The 22,938-nt window shown below is 74.6% G+C and carries 21 protein-coding genes; 7 read left to right on the plus strand and 14 right to left on the minus strand.

Annotation, left to right across the window (positions count from 1 at the left end):
* Window positions 1-15 precede the first annotated feature (15 nt).
* From alr to J0910_RS27795, 3 genes are all read right to left on the minus strand, one after another.
* Window positions 16-1,143 carry an alanine racemase gene (alr, locus tag J0910_RS27785; protein ID WP_420161481.1) on the minus strand — a complete coding sequence of 376 codons (1,128 nt, stop codon included), beginning with the start codon at window positions 1,141-1,143 and terminating at the stop codon, window positions 16-18.
* A 51-nt stretch (window positions 1,144-1,194) separates the two neighbouring features.
* Complete coding sequence (locus J0910_RS27790; protein WP_420161482.1) at window positions 1,195-3,417, minus strand: PrsW family intramembrane metalloprotease; 2,223 nt, start codon at window positions 3,415-3,417, stop codon at window positions 1,195-1,197.
* 129 nt (window positions 3,418-3,546) lie between these two features.
* On the minus strand, window positions 3,547-4,530 hold the full coding sequence (locus J0910_RS27795) for an endonuclease/exonuclease/phosphatase family protein (protein ID WP_420162112.1): 984 nt from the start codon (window positions 4,528-4,530) through the stop codon (window positions 3,547-3,549).
* Between the two features lie 190 nt (window positions 4,531-4,720).
* Between J0910_RS27795 and J0910_RS27800 the strand changes: the two genes are divergently transcribed.
* Window positions 4,721-5,218, plus strand: coding sequence for an NUDIX hydrolase (locus tag J0910_RS27800; protein ID WP_420161483.1), 498 nt, complete (start codon window positions 4,721-4,723; stop codon window positions 5,216-5,218).
* On the opposite strand, the gene J0910_RS27805 is transcribed toward J0910_RS27800, so the two are convergent.
* Window positions 5,157-6,656, minus strand: coding sequence for an NAD(P)H-hydrate dehydratase (locus J0910_RS27805; RefSeq protein ID WP_420161484.1), 1,500 nt, complete (start codon window positions 6,654-6,656; stop codon window positions 5,157-5,159). The genes J0910_RS27800 and J0910_RS27805 overlap by 62 nt on opposite strands.
* Before the next feature lie 4 nt (window positions 6,657-6,660).
* Entirely contained in the window at window positions 6,661-7,344 is a 684-nt protein-coding gene (locus tag J0910_RS27810) for a Uma2 family endonuclease (RefSeq protein WP_420161485.1), read from the minus strand.
* A gap of 170 nt (window positions 7,345-7,514) precedes the next feature.
* Between J0910_RS27810 and J0910_RS27815 the strand changes: the two genes are divergently transcribed.
* On the plus strand, window positions 7,515-8,045 hold the full coding sequence (locus tag J0910_RS27815) for a DUF4913 domain-containing protein (protein WP_420161486.1): 531 nt from the start codon (window positions 7,515-7,517) through the stop codon (window positions 8,043-8,045).
* A gap of 73 nt (window positions 8,046-8,118) precedes the next feature.
* Here J0910_RS27815 and J0910_RS27820 read toward each other — a convergent pair whose 3' ends face one another.
* The 3 genes from J0910_RS27820 to coaA all read right to left on the minus strand — a co-directional run bounded on the left by J0910_RS27820 (window position 8,119) and on the right by coaA (window position 10,775).
* Window positions 8,119-9,285, minus strand: coding sequence for a glutathionylspermidine synthase family protein (locus J0910_RS27820; RefSeq protein ID WP_420161487.1), 1,167 nt, complete (start codon window positions 9,283-9,285; stop codon window positions 8,119-8,121).
* Between the two features lie 10 nt (window positions 9,286-9,295).
* Entirely contained in the window at window positions 9,296-9,676 is a 381-nt protein-coding gene (locus tag J0910_RS27825; protein WP_420161488.1) for a hypothetical protein, read from the minus strand.
* Between the two features lie 154 nt (window positions 9,677-9,830).
* Window positions 9,831-10,775 (minus strand): type I pantothenate kinase, encoded by a 945-nt coding sequence (coaA, locus tag J0910_RS27830; protein WP_420161489.1) that lies wholly within the window; start codon window positions 10,773-10,775, stop codon window positions 9,831-9,833.
* Between the two features lie 268 nt (window positions 10,776-11,043).
* Between coaA and glmS the strand changes: the two genes are divergently transcribed.
* Window positions 11,044-12,897: a glutamine--fructose-6-phosphate transaminase (isomerizing) gene (gene glmS, locus J0910_RS27835; RefSeq protein ID WP_420161490.1), complete on the plus strand. Its 1,854-nt coding sequence runs from the start codon at window positions 11,044-11,046 to the stop codon at window positions 12,895-12,897.
* Between the two features lie 214 nt (window positions 12,898-13,111).
* Entirely contained in the window at window positions 13,112-14,617 is a 1,506-nt protein-coding gene (locus J0910_RS27840; protein WP_420161491.1) for a M1 family metallopeptidase, read from the plus strand.
* Window positions 14,618-14,720: 103 nt separating this feature from the next.
* On the opposite strand, the gene glmM is transcribed toward J0910_RS27840, so the two are convergent.
* From glmM to rplM, 3 genes are all read right to left on the minus strand, one after another.
* Entirely contained in the window at window positions 14,721-16,064 is a 1,344-nt protein-coding gene (gene glmM / locus J0910_RS27845) for a phosphoglucosamine mutase (protein ID WP_420161492.1), read from the minus strand.
* Between the two features lie 171 nt (window positions 16,065-16,235).
* Window positions 16,236-16,742 (minus strand): 30S ribosomal protein S9, encoded by a 507-nt coding sequence (gene rpsI, locus J0910_RS27850; protein WP_420161493.1) that lies wholly within the window; start codon window positions 16,740-16,742, stop codon window positions 16,236-16,238.
* A gap of 37 nt (window positions 16,743-16,779) precedes the next feature.
* Window positions 16,780-17,229, minus strand: coding sequence for a 50S ribosomal protein L13 (gene rplM, locus J0910_RS27855; RefSeq protein ID WP_026120332.1), 450 nt, complete (start codon window positions 17,227-17,229; stop codon window positions 16,780-16,782).
* A 1,482-nt stretch (window positions 17,230-18,711) separates the two neighbouring features.
* On the opposite strand from rplM, the gene J0910_RS27860 reads away from it, so the two are divergent.
* The 3 genes from J0910_RS27860 to J0910_RS27870 all read left to right on the plus strand — a co-directional run bounded on the left by J0910_RS27860 (window position 18,712) and on the right by J0910_RS27870 (window position 20,361).
* On the plus strand, window positions 18,712-19,632 hold the full coding sequence (locus J0910_RS27860; RefSeq protein ID WP_420161494.1) for a hypothetical protein: 921 nt from the start codon (window positions 18,712-18,714) through the stop codon (window positions 19,630-19,632).
* Window positions 19,633-19,750: 118 nt separating this feature from the next.
* Window positions 19,751-20,065, plus strand: a complete 315-nt coding sequence (locus tag J0910_RS27865; protein WP_420161495.1) for an antitoxin of toxin-antitoxin stability system — start codon at window positions 19,751-19,753, stop codon at window positions 20,063-20,065.
* Complete coding sequence (locus tag J0910_RS27870) at window positions 20,062-20,361, plus strand: hypothetical protein (protein WP_420161496.1); 300 nt, start codon at window positions 20,062-20,064, stop codon at window positions 20,359-20,361. Before J0910_RS27865 ends, J0910_RS27870 begins: the two co-directional genes overlap by 4 nt.
* A 15-nt stretch (window positions 20,362-20,376) precedes the next feature.
* Here J0910_RS27870 and truA read toward each other — a convergent pair whose 3' ends face one another.
* The 3 genes from truA to J0910_RS27885 form a co-directional block, all read right to left on the minus strand.
* Complete coding sequence (truA, locus tag J0910_RS27875; protein ID WP_420161497.1) at window positions 20,377-21,249, minus strand: tRNA pseudouridine(38-40) synthase TruA; 873 nt, start codon at window positions 21,247-21,249, stop codon at window positions 20,377-20,379.
* Window positions 21,250-21,346: 97 nt separating this feature from the next.
* Window positions 21,347-21,847, minus strand: coding sequence for a 50S ribosomal protein L17 (gene rplQ / locus J0910_RS27880; RefSeq protein WP_420161498.1), 501 nt, complete (start codon window positions 21,845-21,847; stop codon window positions 21,347-21,349).
* A gap of 68 nt (window positions 21,848-21,915) precedes the next feature.
* Window positions 21,916-22,932, minus strand: a complete 1,017-nt coding sequence (locus J0910_RS27885) for a DNA-directed RNA polymerase subunit alpha (RefSeq protein WP_420161499.1) — start codon at window positions 22,930-22,932, stop codon at window positions 21,916-21,918.
* Window positions 22,933-22,938 lie beyond the last annotated feature (6 nt).

Here is a 22,938-nt window from a genome sequence, read left to right on the forward strand (position 1 = left end):
TCACCGCAGGAGGGGTCAGGGGGCGCCGGGGCCGGTGTAGACCCGCGGCACCCGGGCCCCGATCCGGGTCACGATCTCGTAGGGAATGGTGTCCAGCACCTCGGCCCAGTCCTCGGCGCTCGGCTCGCCCTGCCCGCCGCCGAACAGCACCGCGTACTCCCCCGCCTCGACCGGGTCCTCCCCGACGTCCAGCATGAACTGGTCCATGCAGACGGTCCCGGAGACGGTGCGGATCCGGCCGGCCGCCAGCACCGGGCCCCGGTTGGTGGCGGCGCGCGGAACCCCGTCCCCGTAGCCCAGCGGGACCAGCGCCAGCCGGGTGTCCTTCTCGGTCCGGTACCGGTGGCCGTAGGAGACGCCCTCGCCCGCGGGGACCCGCTTGACCAGGGCGATCCGGGAGCGCAGCGTCATCGCCGGGCGCAGTCCGGGCACCTTCAGGCCGGGGATCGGGCTCAGGCCGTAGCTCGCCAGGCCGGGCCGGACCAGGTCGTAGTGGCTCTCCGGGAGGGTGAGCGTGGCCGCGGAGTTGGCCAGGTGCCGCACCCGCGGGCGCAGCCCGGCCTTCTCCGCGACCTCCAGCGCCTCGGCGTAGCAGGCGAGCTGGGCCCGGATCGACGGGTGGCCCGGCTCGTCGGCGCAGGCGAAGTGGGAGAAGACGCCGGTGACCCGGATCTCCCCGGCCGCCTCGGCCTCCGCCGCGGCGGCGACGGTCTCCGGCCAGTCGGCCCGGGTGACGCCGCCCCGGTTCAGCCCGGTGTCCGCCTTGAGGTGCACCGACGCCGGGCGGCCGGCCTCCCGGGCCGCCGCGGCCGCCCGCCGGAGCACCTCCGGGTCGCTCACCCCGAGGTCGACGTCGGCGGAGACCGCCGCGGCCAGCGGCGCACCGGGCGGCAGGATCCAGGAGACCGCGGGCGCGGTGATCCCGGCCGCGCGCAGCTCCAGCGCCTCCTCGACGAAGGCGGTGCCCAGCCAGGTGGCCCCGCCGGCGAGCATGGCGCGGGCCGCGGGCACCGCGCCGTGGCCGTACCCGTCGGCCTTGACCACGGCCATGGTCTCGGCGCCCGGGGCCCTCTCCGCGAGCAGCGCGATGTTCTCGGCGATCGCGCCCAGATCGACGCGGGCCTCGGCGAATGTCGGTGGCATGGCTTCAGTCTGGCACGCGTCCGGCGCCGGTGAGCGCGGTTGTCGCCGAGGTCACGCGGCGTCCGCCGGACTCCGGACCCGTCCGGCGGGGGACGGCTTGAGCACCCGCCCGGCCGCCGCGGGCAGCGCCGTCCCGAGCAGCGCCAGCGCACCGTAGCCCAGCTGCCCCGGGGCGGCCGAGCCGAGCAGCACCACCGCCTCCGCTCCGGGCCGGCGGAGCAGCGCGCGGGCGTCCGGCGGCGACCAGGGCACCGACCAGCCGGTGGAGGCCAGGAGGAGCAGGGCGGCGCCGGCCGCCGCCGCCCACGCCTGGGAGCCGGCCGGGAGCCCGTCGAACCAGGCCATGCCGGTCTGCAGCGCGGCCAGCGCGTAGCCGGGCTCGCCCGGCCCGCCGGGGAGCCGGGCGGGCGCGGCGAGCGGCACCGCGGCGACCAGCGCGGCGGCGGCGCCCACCGCGCCCACCGCGCCCGCCGCGGTGCCCGGCCGGGCCGGCTCCAGCAGCAGCCGGGTGGCCTCCAGCCGCTCCCGCGCCGGGTGGCGCCGCCACGGCCGGCCGCCCGCGCGCGCCGCACCCATCGCGTGCGCGCGGCGCCAGCGCAGCAGCCGCCAGGCGGCGAAGAGCGCGGCCGGGCCGCGGCGGGCCGCGGCGACCTGCACCGCGAGCTCGTGCAGCATCGTGGAGAGCCCGCAGGCCAGGGTGGTCGGAAGGCGGATCCAGGCCAGGGCGGTGCGGCGGAAGACCGGGGCGATGTCGCCGGGGACCCGGACCCGGGCGCGCACCGCGCGGCCCAGCGCCGCCCGGCGCAGCCCGGCCAGCGGCTCGGCGCCGGGCAGCGGCGGGGTGGTCTCCGCGGTGAGCCGGGCCAGCCGGTGGTCCATCAGCACCGCGCCGGCCAGCAGCAGGAGCAGCAGCCAGCGGGTGAGCGCGCCGTTGCCGGTGAGCGCGGCGAAGAACGCGGTGGCCGGGGCCAGGTCCACGCCGGCCAGGTCGGCGTTGTAGTGCATGTGGTCGACGGCGGCGACGGCCACCGCGAGCGGCGGCAGCGCCCAGACCCAGGGGCCGTGGTGCCGCCGGCCCACCGCGGCCACCCCGAACGCGCCGGCGATCAGCGCGGTGGTGACGGCGTGCCCGGCGAAGACCGTTCCGGTCGCCGGGACCTCGGACCAGCCGGGCAGCAGGGTGAACAGGCCGTAGTGGGTGGAGGCGGGCGCCAGGCCGGAGGCCGCGGCGGACAGCCCGCGCTCGGCCAGGTGGAACCCGGCCCCGGCGGCGGCGCCGAGCAGCAGGTGGTCGGCGGCGGACATCCGCTTCACCCGGCGCCGCGCGAGCAGCCAGACCAGCAGCAGCGGCGCGAGCTTGCCCGCCTCCTCCACCGGAACCGCGACGTAGGTGGGTCCGGTCCAGTCCGGGATGCCGGGGCCGAGCAGGCCGAGGACGGTCTGCTCGGCGAAGGCGACCGGCCAGACCGCGAGCGCGCCGAGCGCCGCCACCCGGAGCAGGGTGGCGAAGCCGACGGTGCGCGAGCGCGCCGGCAGTGCGAGCTGGATCAGCAGCCAGAGCATGCCCAGCGCCACCGGGACCACCGCGCCCACCCCGGGGACGGCCACCGCGGCGGCGGCCAGCACGGCCACCGCCAGCCAGCCGGCCGCGCCGCGCACCGCGCGCAGCGCGCGGACCGCCCCGGGGGAGCCCTCCCGGAAGGCGTGCGCCCGCTCGGCCAGCCGCTCGGCGGTGTCCGGCCCCGGTCCGCGGTTGCCGCGCGCGTGCCGCCCGCCGATCTCCAGGCAGCCGTAGCGCTGCGCCGCGCGGAGCAGCTCGGGGTCGCGGCCGAGCCGCGCCTGCTCGCCGAATTCCGCGCGCGCCTCGGGTATGTCGGCGCCGGTGAAGGCGCGGACGAAATCGTCGGGCCCGGCGGCGACGGTGAGTTCTTCGGCGGTGATGATCACCGCCGCGGAAAGGTCCTCGACCACGATCAGCACATCGGTCGGCTCATCGCCCCAGCCGCGGATGACGTCGACGATCCCGGCGGTGTTCGCCGGCGCGTCGGTCACCGGTTCATAGGCGAATTCGGCCCGGGTCCGGCAGATCAGCAGGCGGTTCACCCCGACGTCCGCGGCCGCGGCCACCACCGCGTCGATCAGCGCGGTGTCGCGGGGTGCGAGGAAGGGGACCGCGGCCTTGCTCTCGGCCGCCGTCCACCCTTCGTCGAACTCGGTGGAGTTGGCGCACACGCGCAGCACGAGATCGCGTGTGAGCATGGGCTGGACGTCCATAGGCTCCCTTGTGCGCTTTCCGGGGGTTCACGGCGCCGCGGCGATTACGCCCGAGGAATGGCTTACGTTATCGCGTCCATTGCCCGGAAAGAATGGGCGGAGCACCGGTCCGGCGCCGGATTTCCGGATTCAGGCCGCGGGGAGCACCAGTTCGGCGAGGACCGCCCGGTGGTCGGTACCGGGGACCTCGTGCACGGTCACTTCGCGCACCCCGATCCGCCGGTCGGCGAGCACGTGGTCGATGGCCACCCCGGGCAGCCCGCCGCCGGCCGGCCAGGTCGCCTCCAGGCCGGCGCCGACCTCCGAGGCGGCGTCCACGTACCCGGTGGACAGCAGCGACCGCAGCTCGGCGTGGTCCAGGGTGGCGTTGAAGTCCCCGGCGAGGATCCGCGCCGGGCCGCCGGGGTCGGCGGGCGGCACCTCGGCCAGCGAGGCCCGCCAGTCGGCGATCGCGTCCGCGGAGACCGGCGGCACCGGGTGCGGCACGGCGACCTCCACCGCGGCGGCGCCGGGCACCTCCAGCGCGGCCCAGGGCATCGCGAAGAACCGGCCGCCGGCCCCGTCGCCGTCGATCCGCTTCAGCGGGTGGGCGGAGAACAGGGCGCCGCCGACCGGCCCCGGGGCGGCGTAGGAGAGCAGGTTGGGCGCGGCGGCGCGCAGCCCGGCCCGGACCAGCGCGTCGACGCCCTGCGGGGTGGCCTCCTGCACCCCGAGCACGTCCACGTCGTACCGGCGGACCAGGGCGGCCACCGCGTCCGCGTCGGCCTGGCCGAACGCGGAGTTGACGCTGAGCACCCGGAGCCGCGGGCCGTCCCCCTCCGGTGCGGCGGCGCCGATGATCCGCGGCAGCACGCAGGCGGCCAGGGCGACCGCCGCGGCGGCCGCGAGCAGCCCGGCCCACCGGGCGCGCAGCAGCACCGCGACCACCACCGGCAGCACCGCGGTCCCGGCCGCGTACGGGGTGTAGCTCATCAGCGGGACCAGCGGGAAGCCCGCCTCCAGCCCGAAGCAGCGGACGGCCGCCCACAGGGCCCAGGGCAGTGCCAGGGCGAAGGCGGCCCAGGCCGCCCAGCGCCGCCGGCGGGCCCCCAGGCCCGCGGCGCGGTCCCCCACGGTGCTCAACTCCCCTGTACCGCCGTGCAGCTGCATATGCGCGGGATGAAGGTAACCGCGCTCGGCGGTCCGAAACATGCTCCTGGTCAGCACGGTACGGTCGGGGGCAGCCCCGGGGAAGGCCCAGTCCGCAAAGGGCCGCGCCGGACCCGGTCCCCGCCCCGCCCGGGGCCGCCGCGGAAGGAGCCCGATGACCGGAATCGAGATCGCCGAGGACATCGTCCTGCCCGACACCGGCGACGGCCGGTGCTGGGTGGTCGGCGCGGTGGTGGTGGACGAGCGGGGCCGCGCCTTCGCCCAGCGCCGCTCCCCCGACCGGAAGGTCTTCCCGCACTGCTGGGACGTGGTCGGCGGGCACGTCGAGGAGGGCGAGGCGGTGCCCGAGGCGCTGGCCCGGGAGGTCGCCGAGGAGACCGGCTGGCGGCTGACCGCGATCGAGGCGGAGCTGTTCCGCCTGGTGTGGACGCCCGACGACGGGGTGCCCCGGCACGAGGTGGACTACCTGGTCCGGGTGGAGGGCGACCTGTCCGCGCCCCGGCTGGAACCGGGCAAGCACACCGAGTTCGCCTGGGTCGGCGAGGACCGGCTGGACCTGCTGCGCGACCACCGCGACCCGGGCGAGTACTTCATCGCCGATATCGTCCGGCTCGGCCTGCGGGCGGCGCGGAACCGCCCGCGAGCGCGCTGACCTCGGCCACCGCCCGCGGCACCGCCTCCACCAGGTCGCCGGCGGAGACCGGGGCGCCGCCCCGGGCCAGCCGCGCCGCCAGCCCGTGCAGGTGGGCGGCGGCCAGCGCCGCCTCGCGCGGCCGCAGCCCGGAGGCGAGCAGCGCGCCGGCCATCCCGGAGAGCACGTCGCCGCTGCCCGCCGCGGCCAGCAGCGGGGTCCCGGTCAGGTTGGCCGCGGCCGGGCGGCCGGGCTGGGCGACCACGGTGGTGGAGCCCTTCAGCAGCACGGTGCAGCCGTACTCCTCGGCGGCGCGCTCGACGTGCTCCAGCCGGCGCTCCTCGACGGCGGCCCGGTCGGTTCCGGGCAGCAGCCGGGCCAGCTCCCCGGCGTGCGGGGTGAGCAGGGTGGGCGCCGAGCGCTCCTGGAGGGCGCGCGGGTCCTCGGCGAGCAGGGTGATCGCGTCCGCGTCGACCAGCACCGGGAGGCCGGTCTCCAGGACCTCCTCCAGCTCCTCGCGGGACTGCTCGCCGGTGCCCCGGCCGGGGCCGACCGCCCACGCCGCCACCCGCAACCCCGGGTCGGAGGCCGAGACCACCGCCTCCGGCCAGCGGTCGAGCACCCGGGAGCAGACCCCGCTCGGCCCGGCGTAGCGGACCATGCCCACCCCGGTGCGGAGCGCGCCGCCGACGGCCAGCACCGCCGCGCCGGGGTAGGCGTCGGACCCGGCGGCGATGCCGAGCACGCCGCGCCGGTACTTGTCCGACTCCCGGGCCGGGTGCGGCAGCAGCGCGGCGACGTCCGCGCTCTGCAGGCACTCCAGCCGGGGCGCGGGCAGCTCCGGCCCCAGGCCGATGTCGACCAGGTGCACCGCGCCCGCGCGCTCCGCGCCGGGGTCGACGAAGAGGCCGGGCTTGCCGGTGCCGAAGCAGACCGTGGCGTCGGCGGTGATCGCGGCGCCGGGCACCTCGCCGGTGTCCGCGTCGATCCCGCTGGGCAGGTCGACCGCGAGCACCGGGCCGGGCGCGGCGTTGGCCAGCGCGGCCAGGCCGGCGTGCGGTTCGCGCAGCCCGCCCCGGCCGCCGATGCCGACCAGCCCGTCCACGATGAGGTCGGCGGCGGCGATCTCGGCGGCGGCCTCCTCCCCGGGGGCCAGCGTCCGCCCGCCGGCGGCCCGCAGCGCCGCCAGCCCGCCGGGGTGGATCCGGGACCCGGCCGCGACCGCCCGCACCGCGGCCCCGCGCCGGGCCAGCCGTGCCCCCGCGTACAGCGCGTCGCCCCCGTTGTCGCCGCCGCCGACCAGCAGCACCACCCGGGCGCCGTAGACCCGGCCGAGCATCCGCGCGCCCGCCACCGCCAGCCCGGCGGCGGCGCGCTCCATCAGCGCCCCTTCGGGCAGCCGGGCCATCAGCTCGGCCTCGGCGGCTCGGACCGCCTCCACGGTGTGCGCGCGGCGCATGGGCTCACATCCTGTCGATCTCGGTCAGGTCGATGTCGATGTCGAAGGGGACGGGCAGCTTGAGCCGGCCCCGGTGGACGCCGTTGGCCACGTAGGCCTTGGTGGCGGGGTCGAGCTCGTAGACGTAGACGACGGCGGCGGCGCCCTCCTTCTCCACCCGCCAGAAGTGCTTGATCCCGGCTTCGGCGTAGAGCTGCGGTTTCCGCTTCCGGTCACGCTCCTCGGACTCCGGGGAAACCACCTCCACCACCAGCACCACCGCCTCCGACGGGAACGAGGTCTGGTCCAGTCCGGAGATCGCGTCCGCTCTGACCACCATGGCGTCGGGCTCTGGACGGTTCCTCGGTCCCAGTGTCACGGTCATCTCGTGGCGCGGACGCAGGTCTTCCGGCGCCTGTGCTCGAAAAGCCGCCGTGAACAGTTCGACCAGCACTGCGTGGAAATTCTTTTGCGGACTCACCAGGATCAAGCTCCCGTCGATGAGCTCTGTGTGCGGAGGAAGGTCCGCGATCCGGTCGAGGTCGTCCGACATCCATCCCCTCTCGGGAGGAAGAGGGATCGGCCAGCCCTTCGTGGGGAACTCCGCCGGGGGGTGCTCCCCCGTCGCCGGACGCTCCTCGGTCGCAGGGGGAGCACTCATGTCATCGCCTCCAGCAGTCGAATCGCGATCGTCGCCGAGAGTAGCCATCCCTGCCCTCCTGTGACGGGGTTTCCTGCATTCTCGCACCCGGTGGGCCTCCCGGCCCGGACACGCCGCCGGTGCACCGCCGCGCGGGCGCCACTGGTTTACTGGCTCGAACGGCGATGAATCCCCCGCAACGCAGAGCAACACGGGACGATCAGCACAGGACCTTCGGCATGACCTCGATTGACGAGCGCCTCGCGTCGGACGACGCCCTCACCAAGCGGGTGGCGCACCTGCAGAACGCCATGCACAAGCTCGGGGCGGACGTGATCAGGCTGCAGACGCAGCTGACCGAGTTCGCCGCGGCCCCCGCGGAAGAGGAGGAACCGGGCGACGCCCCGCCCCCGTTCATCTTCAACATGTCCCGCGAGGACTACAAGGCCGAACTGGCCGCCCTGGTGAAGTGGGTGGACGACTTCCTGGTGCCGGTCTACGTCGGCGAGGACGCCGACTGGTGCCCGGTGTGGTGGGAGCACCACGAGGCGGTCGGCCGGCTGCACGCGCTGCGGCTGGCCTACACCGATCTCTCCGACACCGGCTCGGCCGGGGCGTCCGGGCCGGCCCGGTGGCACCGCGACCACCTGGACCCGGCGCTGGACCGGCTCCGCTCCGGGCAGGGGCCGTTCGCCCGCTGCCTCGGCGGGGCCGGGCACGTCGAGCGCCGCCGCCCCGAGCCCGCCGCGGACCGCCCGCTGACGCGCTGATCCCGGCGCCCCGGGCCCGCCGGGGAGGCGGGAGGGCCGGGGCGCCGGGACCGCGGGGCCGCCGCGCCCGGGGTCAGCCGCGGATCACGTGCGGCACGAACGAGGAGGTGTCGTCGGTGATCAGGTTGGAGGTCTCCCGGATGCCCAGGCCGGCCGAGCCGTCGCCGACCACCCAGGCGCCCAGTACCGGGCGCTGCCCCTCGAACTCCGGCAGCTCCAGGAACTCCTGGTAGAGGTAGCCCTCCGCGCCGTAGCCGCCGGGGCGCCGCTCCAGTTCGCCGCCGGGGGTGACGATGCTCATGCCGGCGCCCTCCCGGCCCAGCAGCGGCTTGGCGATGTAGGAGTCGAGCGGCCCGGGGGCGCCGAGGTAGGCGGGGAGCAGGTTGGGGTGCCCGGGGTAGAGCTCCCAGAGCACCGCCAGCAGCGCCTTGTTGGACAGCAGCATCTTCCAGATCGGCTCGACCCAGGGGACGCGGTCGAGGTTCTGCAGTACCAGCGCGCCGAACCGGTCCTTGACCAGCCACTCCCACGGGTACAGCTTGAACGCCGCGGTCAGCGGCGCCTCCTGCAGGTCGACGAAGGCCTGGCGGCTCTGGTCCCAGCCGACGTCCTCCAGGGCGACCTCGCGCACCGGCAGGCCCGCCTGGGCCGCGGTCTCCTGGATGTAGGCGGTGGTCAGCGCCTCTTCGCCGGTCTCGTCCTCGTTGGTCCAGGCGAAGTGGACCAGCCCGCCGCCCAGCCGCGGGCCGATCTCGGCCCACCGGTCGACCAGCCGCTCGTGCACCGAGTTCCACTGGTCCAGGCCGGGGTGGACGTCCTGCATCCAGTGCCACTGGGCGACCGCCGCCTCCACCAGGCAGGTGGGGGTGTCGGCGTTGTACTCCAGCATCCGGGCCGGCCCGGTGCCGTCGTAGTGCAGGTCGAAGCGGCCGTAGAGGTAGGGGTCGGCGCGCTTCCACGAGTCGCGGATGAAGGGGGCCGCCCACTCCGGGACGCCGAAGTCGGCGTAGCGCTCCTCGGCCACCACGTGCTCCACGGCGGCCAGGCACATCCGGTGCAGTTCCTCGACGGTCCCCTCCAGGGCCAGCACCTCGGCCATGGTGAACTCGTAGTGCACCGACTCGTCCCAGTAGGGCCGGGTGAGGTGCTCGGGGTGGACCGAGACGTGGAAGCCGAGGCCCTGGCTCTCGACGATGTCCGGCCAGCCGGGCCGGACCGGGTTCCCGCTGCTCCTGATCAACGCCGCTCCCTCAGCTTCCGCCGCTGCCGCCGCGGCCGCCCATGCCGCCGCGCTGGATGACGTTGCCCCGCTCGGTGACGATCTTGGAGCCCGAGGGGCGGCTGGTGCTGCCGCCGCTCACCCGCGACCCGCTGGCGCTGCCGCCGTAGTAGAAGAAGTAGCCGCCCCCGCCGCTCGAGTAGGACGACGAGGACGACGAGTCGTCGTCGCACCGGTCCTCGTCGACGACCCGGTAGGAGCCGTCACTGAGCCGGTCCTCGTCCACGCAGCGCGCGGTCACCGTGTCCGGGCTGCTGCATCCGGCCGCCACCGCCAGGGACAGCGCCCCGATGGCCCCGGCCACCACCGTTCTCGAACTCTTTCTCCCGGCCACCTTGAACTCCGAAGCCATGGCCCCTCCGTCCTCCGATACCGCCCGCACGGCGGCGGTTTCCGTCTCGGAGTGGGACGCGGCCCGGACCGGAGGCGTTCCGGCCGGCGGGCACGGCGGCCGGATCCGGCCGCGCTCCGGGGAACCCCGGGCGGACCGGGGGCGTTGGGGGCGCTCAGGTCTTCCGCAGCCGGACCCGGCGCACCCGGTGGTCCTCTCCCTTGTGCAGCACCAGGGTGGCGCGGGCCCGGGTGGGCTGGATGTTCTCCACCAGGTTGACCTCGTTGATGCTGCGCCAGGTGTTCATCGCGAACTCCTTGGCCCGCTCCTCCTCGACGGTGGTGGCCATCGCGTGGAAGTAGGAGCGCGGGTCGGAGAAGGCGGTGCGGCGCAGCTCCAGGAACCGGTCCAGGTACCAGCGGCGGACGTGCTCCACCTTGGCGTCGACGTAGATGGAGAAGTCGAAGAAGTCGGAGACGGCCAGGTGCCCGGCGAGCGGCGGCTGGAGCACGTTGATGCCCTCGACGATGAGGATGTCCGGCCGGTGCACGGTCTGCACGCTGCCCTGGAGGATGTCGTAGGCGAGGTGGGAGTAGATGGGGATGTCCATCTGCGCCGCCCCGGCCTTCATCTCCGAGACGAACCGGACCAGCGCGCGCCGGTCGTAGCTCTCCGGGAACCCCTTCCGGTTCATGATGCCGCGCTCCTGCAGCACCCGGTTGGGGTAGAGGAAGTTGTCGGTGCTGACCAGCTCGACGTCGGGGTGGTCCGGCCACTGGGCGAGCAGGGTGCGCAGCAGCCGGGCGGTGGTGGACTTGCCGACGGCGACGCTGCCGGCGACGCCGATCACGAACGGGGCCGGGCGGTCGTCCTCGCCGAGGAAGGCGCGGACCGCGCCGTGCCGCTGGCGGGTCGCCTTCACGTACAGGTTGAGCAGCCGGGACAGCGGCAGGTAGATGTCGCGGACGTCGTCCAGCGACGTCGGGTCCGCGATGCCCCGCAGCACGTCGAGCTCGGCTTCGGTCAGGGAGAGGGGGGTCGCGTCGCGCAGGGCCGCCCAGGCCGGGCGGTCCAGTTCAACGTAGGGCGATGAGAAGCCGTTCTTCGTCGCTTGTGACACGTCTGCCCACTTTAAGGGAGGGTGAACAGGGCTCCGGGCACCGCCCCCGCCGGGAGGGCTCCGGCGGCGGCGCGCCGATTGTGGCCAGTCTCTTCTTTTTCCCGGCTTCGCCCGGTTCCGCCGCCTCCGGCGGCCGCCGACCCCCCTCCCCACCTGGGGCTCCACCGCCGGGGCCGCCAACTGGTCTATACCGCTACCTGCGAAAACGGCGATTGGTCCACACCACAGAAGGCGGCGATGGGCCCCTCCGTGAACTACGCTTGCGCCCATGTGCGGAATCGTTGGCTACGTCGGGCCGCAACCGGCGCTCGAAGTCGTCGTTGACGGCTTGGCAAGGCTGGAGTACCGCGGATACGACTCCGCGGGCGTCGCCGTCCTCTCCGAGGGCCGGCTGGAGACCGAGAAGCGCGCCGGAAAGCTGGAGAACCTGCGCCGCGCGCTGGAGGAGGCGCCGCGCTCCGCGGACGGGATCGGGATCGGGCACACCCGGTGGGCCACCCACGGCGCCCCCACCGACCTCAACGCCCACCCGCACGTGGACAACGACGGCCGGGTCGCGGTGATCCACAACGGGATCATCGAGAACTTCGTCGCACTCCGCACCGAGCTGGAGGAGCGCGGCTGCAAGTTCGCCTCCGAGACCGACACCGAGGTCGCGGCGCACCTGCTCTCCGAGGAGCTCAAGGAGCGCGGCGACGACGACCTGGCCGCCGCGATGCGCTCGGTCTGCCGCCGCCTGGAGGGCGCGTTCACCCTGGTCGCCACCTACGTCGGCGCCCCCGACCTGGTGGTGGCCGCGCGCCGCAACTCGCCGCTGGTGGTGGGCCGCGGCGACGGGGAGAACTTCCTCGCCAGCGACGTGGCCGCGTTCATCGCGCACACCCGCGACGCCATCGAGCTGGGCCAGGACCAGGTGGTCGAGCTGCGCCGGGACTCGGTCGCGGTGACCGACTACGACGGCCGCCCCGCCGAGGTGCGCGAGTACCACGTCGACTGGGACGCCTCCGCCGCCGAGAAGGCCGGCTACGACTACTTCATGCTCAAGGAGATCGTCGAGCAGCCGAAGGCGGTCGCCGACACCCTGCTCGGCCGGGTCGGCGCGGACGGCACGCTCTCCCTGGACGAGATGCGGATCGCCCCCGAGGAGCTGCGCGAGATCCACAAGATCGTCATCATCGCCTGCGGCACCTCCTACCACGCGGGCCTGATCGCCAAGTACGCGATCGAGCACTGGTGCCGGATCCCGTGCGAGGTGGAGGTCGCCAGCGAGTTCCGCTACCGCGACCCGATCCTGGACCGGCGGACCATGGTCATCGCGATCTCCCAGTCCGGCGAGAGCATGGACACCCTGATGGCGGTCCGGCACGCCCGCGAGCAGCAGGCCCGGGTCCTGGCGATCTGCAACGTCAACGGCTCCACCATCCCGCGCGAGTCCGACGGCGTGCTCTACACCCACGCCGGCCCGGAGGTCGGGGTGGCCGCCACCAAGACCTTCCTCACCCAGCTGGTCGCCTGCTACCTGATCGGCCTCTACCTGGCCCAGGTCCGCAACCTCAAGTTCGGCGACGAGGTGAACGCGGTCATCTCCCAGCTCGCCACCATGGCCGAGCAGGTGGAGCGGGTGCTGGACACCGTCGGCCCGGTGCGCGAGCTGGCCCGCTCGCTCAGCGGCGCCGAGACCGTGCTCTTCCTCGGCCGGCACGTGGGCTACCCGGTGGCGCTGGAGGGCGCGCTCAAGCTCAAGGAGCTGGCCTACATGCACGCCGAGGCGTTCGCCGCCGGCGAGCTGAAGCACGGCCCGATCGCGCTCATCGAGGACGGCCTGCCGGTCGTCGTGGTGGTGCCCTCCCCGCAGGGCCGCAGCGTGCTGCACGACAAGATCGTCAGCAACATCCAGGAGATCCGGGCCCGCGGCGCCCGCACCATCGTCATCGCCGAGGAGGGCGACGAGGCGGTGCGGCCGTTCGCCGACGAGCTCATCGAGATCCCGGCGGTGCCCACCCTGCTGCAGCCGGTCGTGGCCACCGTCCCGCTCCAGGTGTTCGCCTGCGAGCTGGCCCTGGCCAAGGGGAACGACGTGGACCAGCCGCGGAACCTCGCCAAGAGCGTGACCGTGGAGTAGCGCCCGGTCCGCGGAGCGGACCCGGCGAGGGGGCGGCCCGGTGCGGGGCCGTCCCCTCATTCCGTTCCGGCGCCTTTCCGGGCAGGTCGGGGGCGGCGTGGCGGGTGGGCCGGATGTGGCCGGTTCGCCGATCATGGCCCCGGGGTAAAGCGGTTACCGCAGTGCGAAACGTGACCGCCCCCGGTCACGCCGTCCCTCCAGGAAGGTATCCCCCATGCGACGCACTCTGCTGCGCGGCGGCGCCGGTGCCGCCGCGGCGGCGCTGCTGCTCGCCGCGGCGCCGGTCGCCTCGGCCGATCCGGCCGGCGGCATCGGCGACCCCTACTTCCCCGACTACGGGAACGCCGGCTACGACGTCGGCCACTACGACCTGCGGCTGGACTACGCCCCGGACACCGACCGGCTCAAGGGCACCGCCACCCTGGTCGCCACCGCCACCGAGGACCTGGACTCCTTCACCCTGGACTTCCTGCTCGACGTGGACTCGGTCCGGGTGAACGGGCGGAAGGCCGACTTCTCCGCGGCCGGCGAGCACAAGGTGGAGGTCGTGCCGCGCACCCCGGTCGCCGAGGGCGACCGGCTCACCGCGGTGGTCAAGTACTCCGACGTGCCCTCCTCGGTGAAGTGGGGGGACGGCTCGGTGACCGGGTGGAACCGCACCCCGGACGGCGCGATCGCGCTCGGCGAGCCCGAGGTGGCGTGGTGGTGGTTCCCCTCCAACGACCACCCGCTGGACAAGGCCACCTTCGACGTCCGCGTCGCGGTCCCCGAGGGGTACCGGGCGATCAGCAACGGCGTGCTCACCGGTGAGCGGACGGTCGGCGGGAAGACCGCCTACACCTGGCGCCAGGACCGGCCGGCCGCCACCTACCTGGCCACCCTCGCGGTCGGCGAGTACGAGGCGCACGAGGGCGAGACCGACTCCGGCCTGCCGGTCTACGACGCCTACGCGGAGAGCCTCGGCTCGCTGGCCGGCCCGGCCAAGGCCAGCATCGAGCGCGGGCCGGAGATCCTGGAGTTCCAGGAGGAGTCCTTCGGGCCCTACCCGTACAACGCCCTGGGCGGGGTGGTGGCCGGCCCCGACGCCGACCTCGGCTTCGCGCTGGAGACCCAGACCCGGCCGGTCTACAGCCACGCCTTCTTCCGGCGCGGCTCCAACACCTACGTGGTCGCGCACGAGCTGGCGCACCAGTGGTGGGGCGACCACGTCTCGGTCGAGGGCTGGGACGACATCTGGCTGAACGAGGGCTTCGCCAGCTACGCCGAGTGGATGTGGTCCGAGCACGAGGGCGAGGGGACCGCCCAGGAGCTGGCCGAGTACACCTACCACTCCTACCCGGCCGGCGACCCGTTCTGGGACGTGGCCCCGGGCGACCCCGGCGCGGAGAACGTGTTCCACTCGGCCGTCTACGACCGCGGCGCGCTGGCGGTGCACGCGCTGCGCACCGAGATCGGCGACGACGCCTTCGGCGAGCTGCTCCGCTCCTGGCAGGAGAAGAACGCGCACGGCAACGGGACCGTCGAGGAGTTCATCGAGATGTCGGAGCAGGTCTCCGGCAAGGACCTCGGCGGGCTCTACGACACCTGGCTCTACTCCGAGGGCCGGCCGCCCGCCCCGCCCGGGGCCGAGGGCTCCGCGGCGACCCTGAAGGCCGCCCCGGAGGAGCCGGACTCCTGGGAGGCCATCGAGCGCAACCGGGAGCTGCTGCACCGGCACTGACCCGGTGCCGTCCCGTCGGACGGGCGGCGCCGAGCGGAAACGGGTGCGGCCCCCGTCCGGATGCTCCGGGCGGGGGCCGCGCCGCGTCCGCGGGCCGGCGGGGTCAGACCGCCAGTTCCGCCTCGACCACGGCGGCCAGCCGCTCGGCGATCGCGCGGGCCTGGGCCTCCTCGGCGGCCTCGACCATGACCCGGACCATCGGCTCGGTGCCGCTGGGCCGGAGCAGGACCCGGCCGGACTCGCCCAGCTCGGACTCGGCCACCGCCACCGCGGCCGCGACCTTCGCGTCGGTCGACGCCCGGGCCTTGTCCACCCCGCGCACGTTGACCAGCACCTGCGGCAGCCGGGTCATCACCTTGGCCAGCTCGTCCAGGGCCAGCCCGCGGCGGGAGACCGCCGCCAGCAGCCGCAGCCCGGTGAGCAGGCCGTCGCCGGTGGTGGCGTGGTCCAGCAGCACGACGTGCCCGGACTGCTCGCCGCCGAGCGAGAACCCGCCCTCGCGCATCGCCTCCAGCACGTACCGGTCGCCGACCGGGGTCTCCACCACGGTGATCCCGGCCTCGGCCATCGCCAGTTTGAGCCCCAGGTTGCTCATCACGGTGACGACCAGGGTGGAGTCGGCGAGCAGGCCGGCCTCCTGCAGCTCCAGCGCGAGCACCGCGAGGATCTGGTCGCCGTCGACGACCGAACCGTCCGCGGCGACCGCCAGGCAGCGGTCGGCGTCGCCGTCGTGCGCGATGCCGGCGTCCGCGCCGTGCTCGCGCACCGCGGCCTGCAGCGCCTCCAGGTGGGTGGAGCCGCAGCCCTCGTTGATGTTGAGGCCGTCCGGCTCGGTGCCGATCGCGACCACCTCGGCGCCGGCCCGGCGCAGCGCCTCGGGCGCCACCCCGGAGGCGGCCCCGTGCGCGCAGTCCACCACGACCTTCAGCCCGTCCAGGCGGTTCGGCAGCGACTCCAGCACGTGCCGGACGTAGCGCTCCGCCCCGTCCGCGGCCTCGGTCACCCTGCCCACCGCGCTGCCGACCGCGCCCTCGGCCGGCTCGGCCAGGGCCGCCTCGATCCGGTCCTCCACCTCGTCGGGGAGCTTCTGCCCGCCGCGGCCGAAGAACTTCACCCCGTTGTCCGGCGCGGGGTTGTGGCTCGCCGAGAGCATCACGCCGAAGTCGGCCTTGAGCTCGTCGGTGAGGTGGGCGACCGCCGGGGTGGGCAGCACGCCGAGGCGGACCACGTCGACGCCGGCGCCGGCCAGGCCGGCCACCATCGCCGCTTCCAGGAACTCCCCGGAGGCCCGGGGATCCCTGCCGACGACCGCCAGCGGGCGCGGGCCCGCGGTGCCGTCCTCGGTCAGCACCCGTGCGGCGGCGTTGGAGAGGTCCAGGGCCAGGCGGGCGGTGAGGTCGCGACCGGCGACCCCCCGCACCCCGTCAGTACCGAACAACCGAGCCACGTGGCATTCGCCCCTTCGTTGGGAAGCGGATACTTGTCTGTGAGGGGTAGGGGTCCCCGGCCCGGGGACCCCGGAAAACAGCTATGGCCCGCACTGGCCACCCCTGGGACGGGGGACCGGCGGGCCGTAGCATGTGCCGGGCGAACCGGCGGGCGTTCCCGGGAGCGCGGGTCAGCGCTTGGAGAACTGCGGAGCCTTGCGGGCCTTCTTGAGACCGGCCTTCTTCCGCTCGACCTCGCGGGAGTCGCGGGTGAGGAAGCCGGCCTTCTTCAGGGTCGGACGGTTGTTCTCCGGGTCCAGACCGGCGAGGGCGCGGGCGATGCCGTGACGCAGCGCACCGGCCTGGCCGCTGGGGCCGCCGCCGTGCAGCCGGGCGAAGACGTCGTAGGCGTCCTCGAAGCCCAGCGCGACCAGCGGCTCCTTGATCTCCTGCTGGTGGACCTTGTCCGGGAAGTAGGTCTCCAGCGGCTTGCCGTTGATCTTCCACTCACCGGCGCCCGGGGTGATCCGGACGCGGGCCACGGCCTGCTTGCGGCGGCCGGTGCCGGCGCCGGGGCCGGAGGCGGTGGGGACATAGGCCGCGCCCGTCTCCGGGGCGGACTCGCTGGTGTACTCGGCCGGGAACTCCTCGCTCCCGTCGAATTCCTGGACGTCTTCGATGCCGGTGGGCTCGACCACGGTTCTCCTCGTAACTTCCTGTAGCTCTCGCGAACGCCTAGGCGGGCTGGTCGATCTTGGTGATTTCGAACGGCACCGGCTTCTGGGCCTGGTGCGGGTGCTCCGACCCGGCGTAGACCTTCAGCTTCTTGGCCATCTGGCGACCGAGAGAACCCTTGGGGAGCATGCCCTTGACGGCCTTCTCGATGGCCCGCTCGGGGTGCTTCTCGAGCAGGTCGCTGTAGGCGACGGAGCGGAGACCGCCCGGGTAGCCGGAGTGCCGGTAGGCCCGCTTCTGCTCCCGCTTGCGACCGGTCAGCGCGACCTTCTCGGCGTTCACGACGATCACGAAGTCGCCCGTGTCGATGTGGGGCGCGTAGTAGGTCTTGTGCTTGCCTCGGAGCAGCGTTGCGACGTGGCTGGCCAGCCGGCCGAGCACGACATCGCTGGCGTCGATGACGTGCCACTGACGCTGGACATCGCTGGGCTTGGGGCTGTATGTGCGCACGATCGTAAGCCTTCGTCTCAGTCGGCGTGGTCCACCCCTCCGCGAGGAGGAATGGAGGACTCGTATTCCTTGCCCGGGTCCCCGGTGTACTGCCTGCAGGGGGTGGTCCGGTGTTGAGTGCGCAGACGATGATGCGTGGTCGGCGCCCAACGGGATGTCAAGGGAGCCCACGGCAACTCAACGCACAACGACGGAGCATCATATCGCTGCAGTGCACCGCAGGTCAAAGCGGCCCGCGCCGAAGCGGGGCCGACCGGCGGTGGCGCCACGACAGGTGACTACTCCTACATCTCATTATGCCCCGCGTGGGGAGTGCTTCGTCCGGTCCCCGGCGCGTCGCCCGGAGGGCGGCGGTGCCCGATGCCCGCTTCCGCCGGGCTTTTCGCGCTCTGGAAGGCGGCTCTACCGGGTCTTCCGGGAGATTACCGTCATACCGCCACCTCATAGGTGCGAACCGGACGCTAGAGTCGGCAGTGAGCATAGCGCGTCCCTCCCGCGCCCCGGCGCACGAGGCGCCCCCCTGCGGGACCGCTCGGTCCCCTGAACCCGACCCGAGGCCCCGTTTTCCGCCCGGCGCACGCCCCCCGCGTCCGCGCCGCGCCTCAGGACAGGCAACGGAGTAGTCCCATCACACCGCATCCGAACGACCCCAGCGCAGGACGCCCCGGCCCCGACGAGCGGCCGACCGGGCGTCCCGAGGCCGACCCGCCGCACGGCGCCCCCCGGCCCCCTCAGGCACCCCCCGTGCCGCCCCACCCCCAGCAGGGCGCCCCCCGGGACCCCCGGTACGGGCGCCCCGGCCCGGCCCCGCAGGCCGGAGCCCCCACCGGCGGGCAGCGGCCCCCGGCGGGCCCGCCGCAGGGCCCTCCCCCCGGTCCCGGCCGCCCGCCGCAGAGCCCTCCCCCGCCCGGAGCGCCGACCGGCGGCCAGCACCCCCCGATGAACCGGCCCACCGGCGGGCAGCGTCCCCCCATGGGCGCCCCCACCGGGGGGCAGCGCCCGCCGATGAACGCTCCCACCGGCGGGCAGCAGCCTCCGGCGAACCGGCCGACCGGCGGCCGGCGGCCGCCGATGGGCGCCCCCACCGGCGGGCAGCGGCCTCCGATGGGGCCGCCTCAGGGACCCCCGCCCGGCGGGCCGCAGCCCCCGCCCGGACCGCCGCAGGGCGGCCCGCAGGCCCCTGCCCCGGGCGCCCCCGCCCGCCCGGGTGCCCCGCGCGCCCTCCCCGGCGCCCCCGCGGAGGCACCGCAGGGGCCGCGTCAGGGCGCTCCGGCCGGCCCCCCGCACGCCCCGCACGGGCACCCCGCCGCCCTCGGGCCCGCCGCCCCGGCGCCGGGCGCTCCCCAGGCGCCGCCGCACGGCGGGCCGCAGGCGCCCTCCGGCGCCCCCCAGGGGCCGCCCCCGGGCGCACCGCAGCCTCCTCCCGGGCCGCAGCCCGGCGCCCCCCGGGAGACCCCGCCGGACCGGCCGCTGCGCGGCCGGGTGCTCGGCCCGACCGACGTCGCCGACGGCGCCGTCCCGGTGGAGGACGAGCCGTACTTCCCCGATGACGCCGGCGGGGCCACCCAGAACATGGCCGCGGTCGGCTCCGAGGACGCCACCCAGGCCGTGCCGCGGGTCTCCGAGGAGTTCGGCGGCCGCCCGATGTTCCGCGACGAGGCGCCCCCCGGCGGGGCCGGCGCCACCGCCGAGATCGACCTGTCCGGGCTCGACGACTTCGACGACGAGCCGCCGCGCCGCCGCTCCCGGGCCGGCCGCGCCGGAACCGGCACCAAGGTGCTGATCGGTGTGGGCTTCGTCGCCCTGCTCGCGGCCGGCGGAGGCGGGGCGTTCCTGCTCGCCACCGGCGGCGGGGAGGACGAGGCCGGGCTCTCCTCCGGCGGGACGGCCGCGCCCCCGGAGGCCCCGGCGGCGCTGGAGTCCGGCGGGCTGTTCCCGGAGAGCCTCACCGTCGAGGGCACCGAGTACGAGCTGGCTCTGGTCGACGACACCGAGGACTGCGCCACCGTGGGCCAGGGCTCCTACGGAGAGGTGCTCGAGGAGAACGGCTGCCGCCAGGTGATCCGCGCGACCTACGTGGACGCCGACGGGGCGGTCGCGGTCACCGCGGGCGTCGCCGCCATGGACTCGGCCGAGCAGGCCGCCGCGGCCCTGGAGGCCCAGGACCTGGGCGCGAACCAGTGGTTCGCCGGGCTGAAGGGCAAGGAGGGCAGCGGCGCCGAGCAGCTGGACCGCTCCGCCGGCCAGGGCAGCGGCGGCCAGTGGGGCCCCTACCTGCTGTTCAGCCTGGCCGCCAACTCCGACGGCAGCGCCCCCGGCGGGGGCGGGGCCGACCTGGAGGAGGTCGGCGGCGGCTTCGTCGACACCACCCTGGACTCGCTGGCCGAGCAGACCGCCGGGTAATCGCAGCACGCCCCCCGGAAGTCGGACAAGGGCGGCCGCCAGGATCGGCGGCCGCCCTTTCCTCTTCGCCATGGTGGCGATATCGGCGATCTTGGCGTTGTCGGCGCGCACCGGATTCATGAACGCCACCACCGAACTCAGCGTCGCCCAGGCCCGTGACCACTTCTCCGACGCGGTGAACCGCGCTGCTTACGCCAGCGAGGTCACCTACGTCACCCGCGGCCGCGGCCGAACCCGGGCCGCAGCCATCGTCCCTGCTCATCTGGTGGACGAGCTCGAAGAACTGCGCCGCGAGCGGGATCGAAGAGAGGTCGCCGAACTCGCCTCGGCCGACGCGCGCGGCGAGATCGCCTGGCACACCTCTGCGCCCGCCCCCGCCGACCGCACCGAGCTACTGGCCGGACTCGATCAGGACCTAGGACTCACCGAGTGAGCGCCCCCTTCATCCGCGAAGTCGTCTGGGCGCCTGAAGCACTCAAAGCCGCTCAGGCAGCGCCCGCCGAACATCGTCGACGACTCCGTGACGTCCTGGCGGCCCTGGCGATCGGTCCCGTACCGCCGGCCCCTGAATCGAATGCACTGCCCGACCTCGAGCTCCCCGACACTCACCACCTTCGCACCGAGGCCATGCGGCTCGTGGCGGGCGTCTATCCCGACCGGGTACGGGTCTGGCTGATCCGTCCTCGCCGACCCTCCGCCCGCCATGCCGCGGCGGCCTCGGCGGTGTGATCGACGGCCTCGTGCTCACCCCAGGGGCTGCCGCGGTTCCGGGGCCGGCAGGGTGCGGACGCGGCGGGTGAGCCGGGCGCGGGCGGCGAGGTCGGCGTCGGGCGGGTAGGCGACCTCCTCCAGGCTCAGCCCGTGCGGGGCGACCACGTGCACCGCGGGGTCCCGGACCCCGGCGGCCAGCACCTCGGCCGGCCACTCCTCCGGGCGGCGGCCGTCGCCGACCGCGAGCATCGCGCCGATCAGCGCGCGGACCATGTTGTGGCAGAAGGCGTCCGCCTGCACGGCGGCCGCGCAGCGGCCGCCCTCCTCCCGCACCCACTCCAGGCGCTGCAACTCGCGGACGGTGGTGGCGCCCTCCCGGCGCTTGCAGAACGCCGCGAAGTCGTGCTCGCCGAGGAGCAGCGCCGCGGCGCGGTTCATCCGGTCGGCGTCCAGCGGGCGCTTGTGCCAGAGCACGTCGTGTCGGCGGAGCGGGTCGACCCCGCTCGGGGTGTCGTCCACCCGGTACACGTAGCGCCGGTACAGCGGGGAGAACCGGGCGTCGAAGCCGTCCGGGGCGGGCCGGACCGCGGTGACCCGCACGTCCGGCGGCAGCACCCCGGCCAGCCGGCGCGGCACCCGCTCCCCCTCCGCGGCCCAGACCGCAGCGGGCAGGTCGGCGTGGGCCGCCTGGCCGCGGGCGTGCACGCCCGCGTCGGTCCGCCCGGCGACGGTCAGCTGCACCTCCGGCACCCGCAGCACCCGGGCCAGGGCCTCCTGCAGCACCCCCTGGACGGTGCGCAGCCCCGGCTGCACCGCCCACCCGGAGAAGCCGGATCCGTCGTAGGCGATGTCCAGGCGGATCCGGACCTCCTCCGGACCGCCCCCGGCGGCGTCTTCCGTGGGCATCGGTTCCCCTCCGTGCGGCGTCGAAAGAACGGTGGAAAGCAGCGGTGCCCGGCCCCCAGACGGGGACCGGGCACCGGCAGCCCGCAGTGCGCGGAGCCTACTTCTCGTCGGCCTTCGCCTCGGCCTGCTCCTCGGGAGCCTCCTCCGCGGGGGTCTCCTCGGCGGCGGTCTCCTCCGCCTTCGGAGCCTCCTCGGCCTTGGGGGCCTCCTCCGCCTTGACCGTCTTGGCGGCCGGGCGGTTCAGCGCCTCGACCAGCTCGATGACGGCCATCGGGGCGTTGTCGCCCTTGCGCGGCCCGATCTTGGTGATCCGGGTGTAGCCGCCCTCGCGGTTCTCGAACCGCGGACCGATCGCGGTGAACAGCTCGTGCACGACGGCCTTGTCGGTGATCGTGCGCAGCACCTGGCGGCGGGCGTGCAGGTCGCCGCGCTTGCCCAGGGTGATGAGCTTCTCCGCGTACGGACGCAGGCGCTTGGCCTTGGCCTCCGTGGTCTTGATGCGGCCGTGCTGGAACAGCGAGGTCGCCAGGTTCGCCAGCATGAGCCGCTCATGAGCCGGCCCGGAGCCCAGGCGGGCCCCCTTCGTTGGCGTGGGCATGTGTGGTTCTCCTAGTGATGCGGTCCGCAGCCCGGCACACGGCCGCCGCAGACCATGGGCGACGTCTTCTAGTACTGCTCGGTCTCGACGTAGGACTGGTCGTCGTCGGAACCGTAGGAGTCCGCCGCGCTGCTCGGGTCGAATCCGGGCGGGGAGTCCTTCAGCGAGAGGCCCATGTCGATGAGCTTCTGCTTGACCTCCTCGATGGACTTGGCACCGAAGTTGCGGATGTCCAGGAGGTCCTGCTCGGAGCGGGCGACCAGCTCGCCCACGCTGTGGATCCCCTCCCGCTTGAGGCAGTTGTAGGAGCGAACCGTCAGGTTGAGGTCCTCGATCGGCAGCGCCAGGTCGGCGGCGAGCGCGGCGTCCGTGGGGGACGGGCCCATGTCGATGCCCTCGGCGTCGACGTTGAGCTCCCGCGCCAGCCCGAACAGCTCGACCAGCGTCTTCCCGGCGCTCGCGACGGCGTCGCGCGGCCGGATGCACGGCTTGGTCTCGATGTCCAGGATCAGCCGGTCGAAGTCGGTGCGCTGCTCGACACGGGTGGCCTCGACCTTGTAGGTGACCCGCAGGACCGGCGAGTAGATGGAGTCGATCGGGATGCGGCCGATCTCCTGGCCGGGCTGCTTGTTCTGGGTCGCCGAGACGTAACCGCGGCCGCGCTCGACCGTCAGCTCCATCTCCAGCTTGCCCTTGCCGTTGAGGGTGGCGATGTGCAGGTCGGGGTTGTGCACCTCGACCCCCGCCGGCGGGGCGATGTCCGCTGCGGTGACGACACCGGGGCCCTGCTTGCGCAGGTACATCAGAACCGGCTCGTCGTGCTCGGAGGAGACGACGAGGCCCTTGAGGTTCAGGATGACCTCGGTGACGTCCTCCTTGACGCCGGGCACGGTGGTGAACTCGTGCTCGACGCCCTCGATGCGGATGCTGGTGACGGCCGCACCGGGGATGGAGGAGAGCAGGGTCCGCCGGAGCGAGTTGCCGATGGTGTAGCCGAAGCCCGGCTCCAGCGGCTCGATGACGAACTTGGACCGGAGCTCCGACAGGCTCTCCTCGGAGAGGGTCGGACGCTGAGCGATCAGCATGTGACG

It is taken from the genome of Nocardiopsis oceanisediminis, from assembly GCF_048595525.1.
GTDB classification, from domain to species: Bacteria; Actinomycetota; Actinomycetes; order Streptosporangiales; family Streptosporangiaceae; genus Nocardiopsis_A; species Nocardiopsis_A oceanisediminis.

Coding starts and splice junctions, on each gene's coding strand:
- alr (WP_420161481.1), bottom strand. CDS start 1,143: ATGCCACCGACATTCGCCGAGGCCCGCGTCGATCTGGGCGCGATCGCC.
- J0910_RS27790 (WP_420161482.1), bottom strand. CDS start 3,417: ATGGACGTCCAGCCCATGCTCACACGCGATCTCGTGCTGCGCGTGTGC.
- J0910_RS27800 (WP_420161483.1), top strand. CDS start 4,721: ATGACCGGAATCGAGATCGCCGAGGACATCGTCCTGCCCGACACCGGC.
- J0910_RS27805 (WP_420161484.1), bottom strand. CDS start 6,656: ATGCGCCGCGCGCACACCGTGGAGGCGGTCCGAGCCGCCGAGGCCGAG.
- J0910_RS27810 (WP_420161485.1), bottom strand. CDS start 7,344: ATGGCTACTCTCGGCGACGATCGCGATTCGACTGCTGGAGGCGATGAC.
- J0910_RS27815 (WP_420161486.1), top strand. CDS start 7,515: ATGACCTCGATTGACGAGCGCCTCGCGTCGGACGACGCCCTCACCAAG.
- J0910_RS27825 (WP_420161488.1), bottom strand. CDS start 9,676: ATGGCTTCGGAGTTCAAGGTGGCCGGGAGAAAGAGTTCGAGAACGGTG.
- glmS (WP_420161490.1), top strand. CDS start 11,044: ATGTGCGGAATCGTTGGCTACGTCGGGCCGCAACCGGCGCTCGAAGTC.
- J0910_RS27840 (WP_420161491.1), top strand. CDS start 13,112: ATGCGACGCACTCTGCTGCGCGGCGGCGCCGGTGCCGCCGCGGCGGCG.
- J0910_RS27865 (WP_420161495.1), top strand. CDS start 19,751: ATGAACGCCACCACCGAACTCAGCGTCGCCCAGGCCCGTGACCACTTC.
- truA (WP_420161497.1), bottom strand. CDS start 21,249: ATGCCCACGGAAGACGCCGCCGGGGGCGGTCCGGAGGAGGTCCGGATC.
- rplQ (WP_420161498.1), bottom strand. CDS start 21,847: ATGCCCACGCCAACGAAGGGGGCCCGCCTGGGCTCCGGGCCGGCTCAT.
- J0910_RS27885 (WP_420161499.1), bottom strand. CDS start 22,932: ATGCTGATCGCTCAGCGTCCGACCCTCTCCGAGGAGAGCCTGTCGGAG.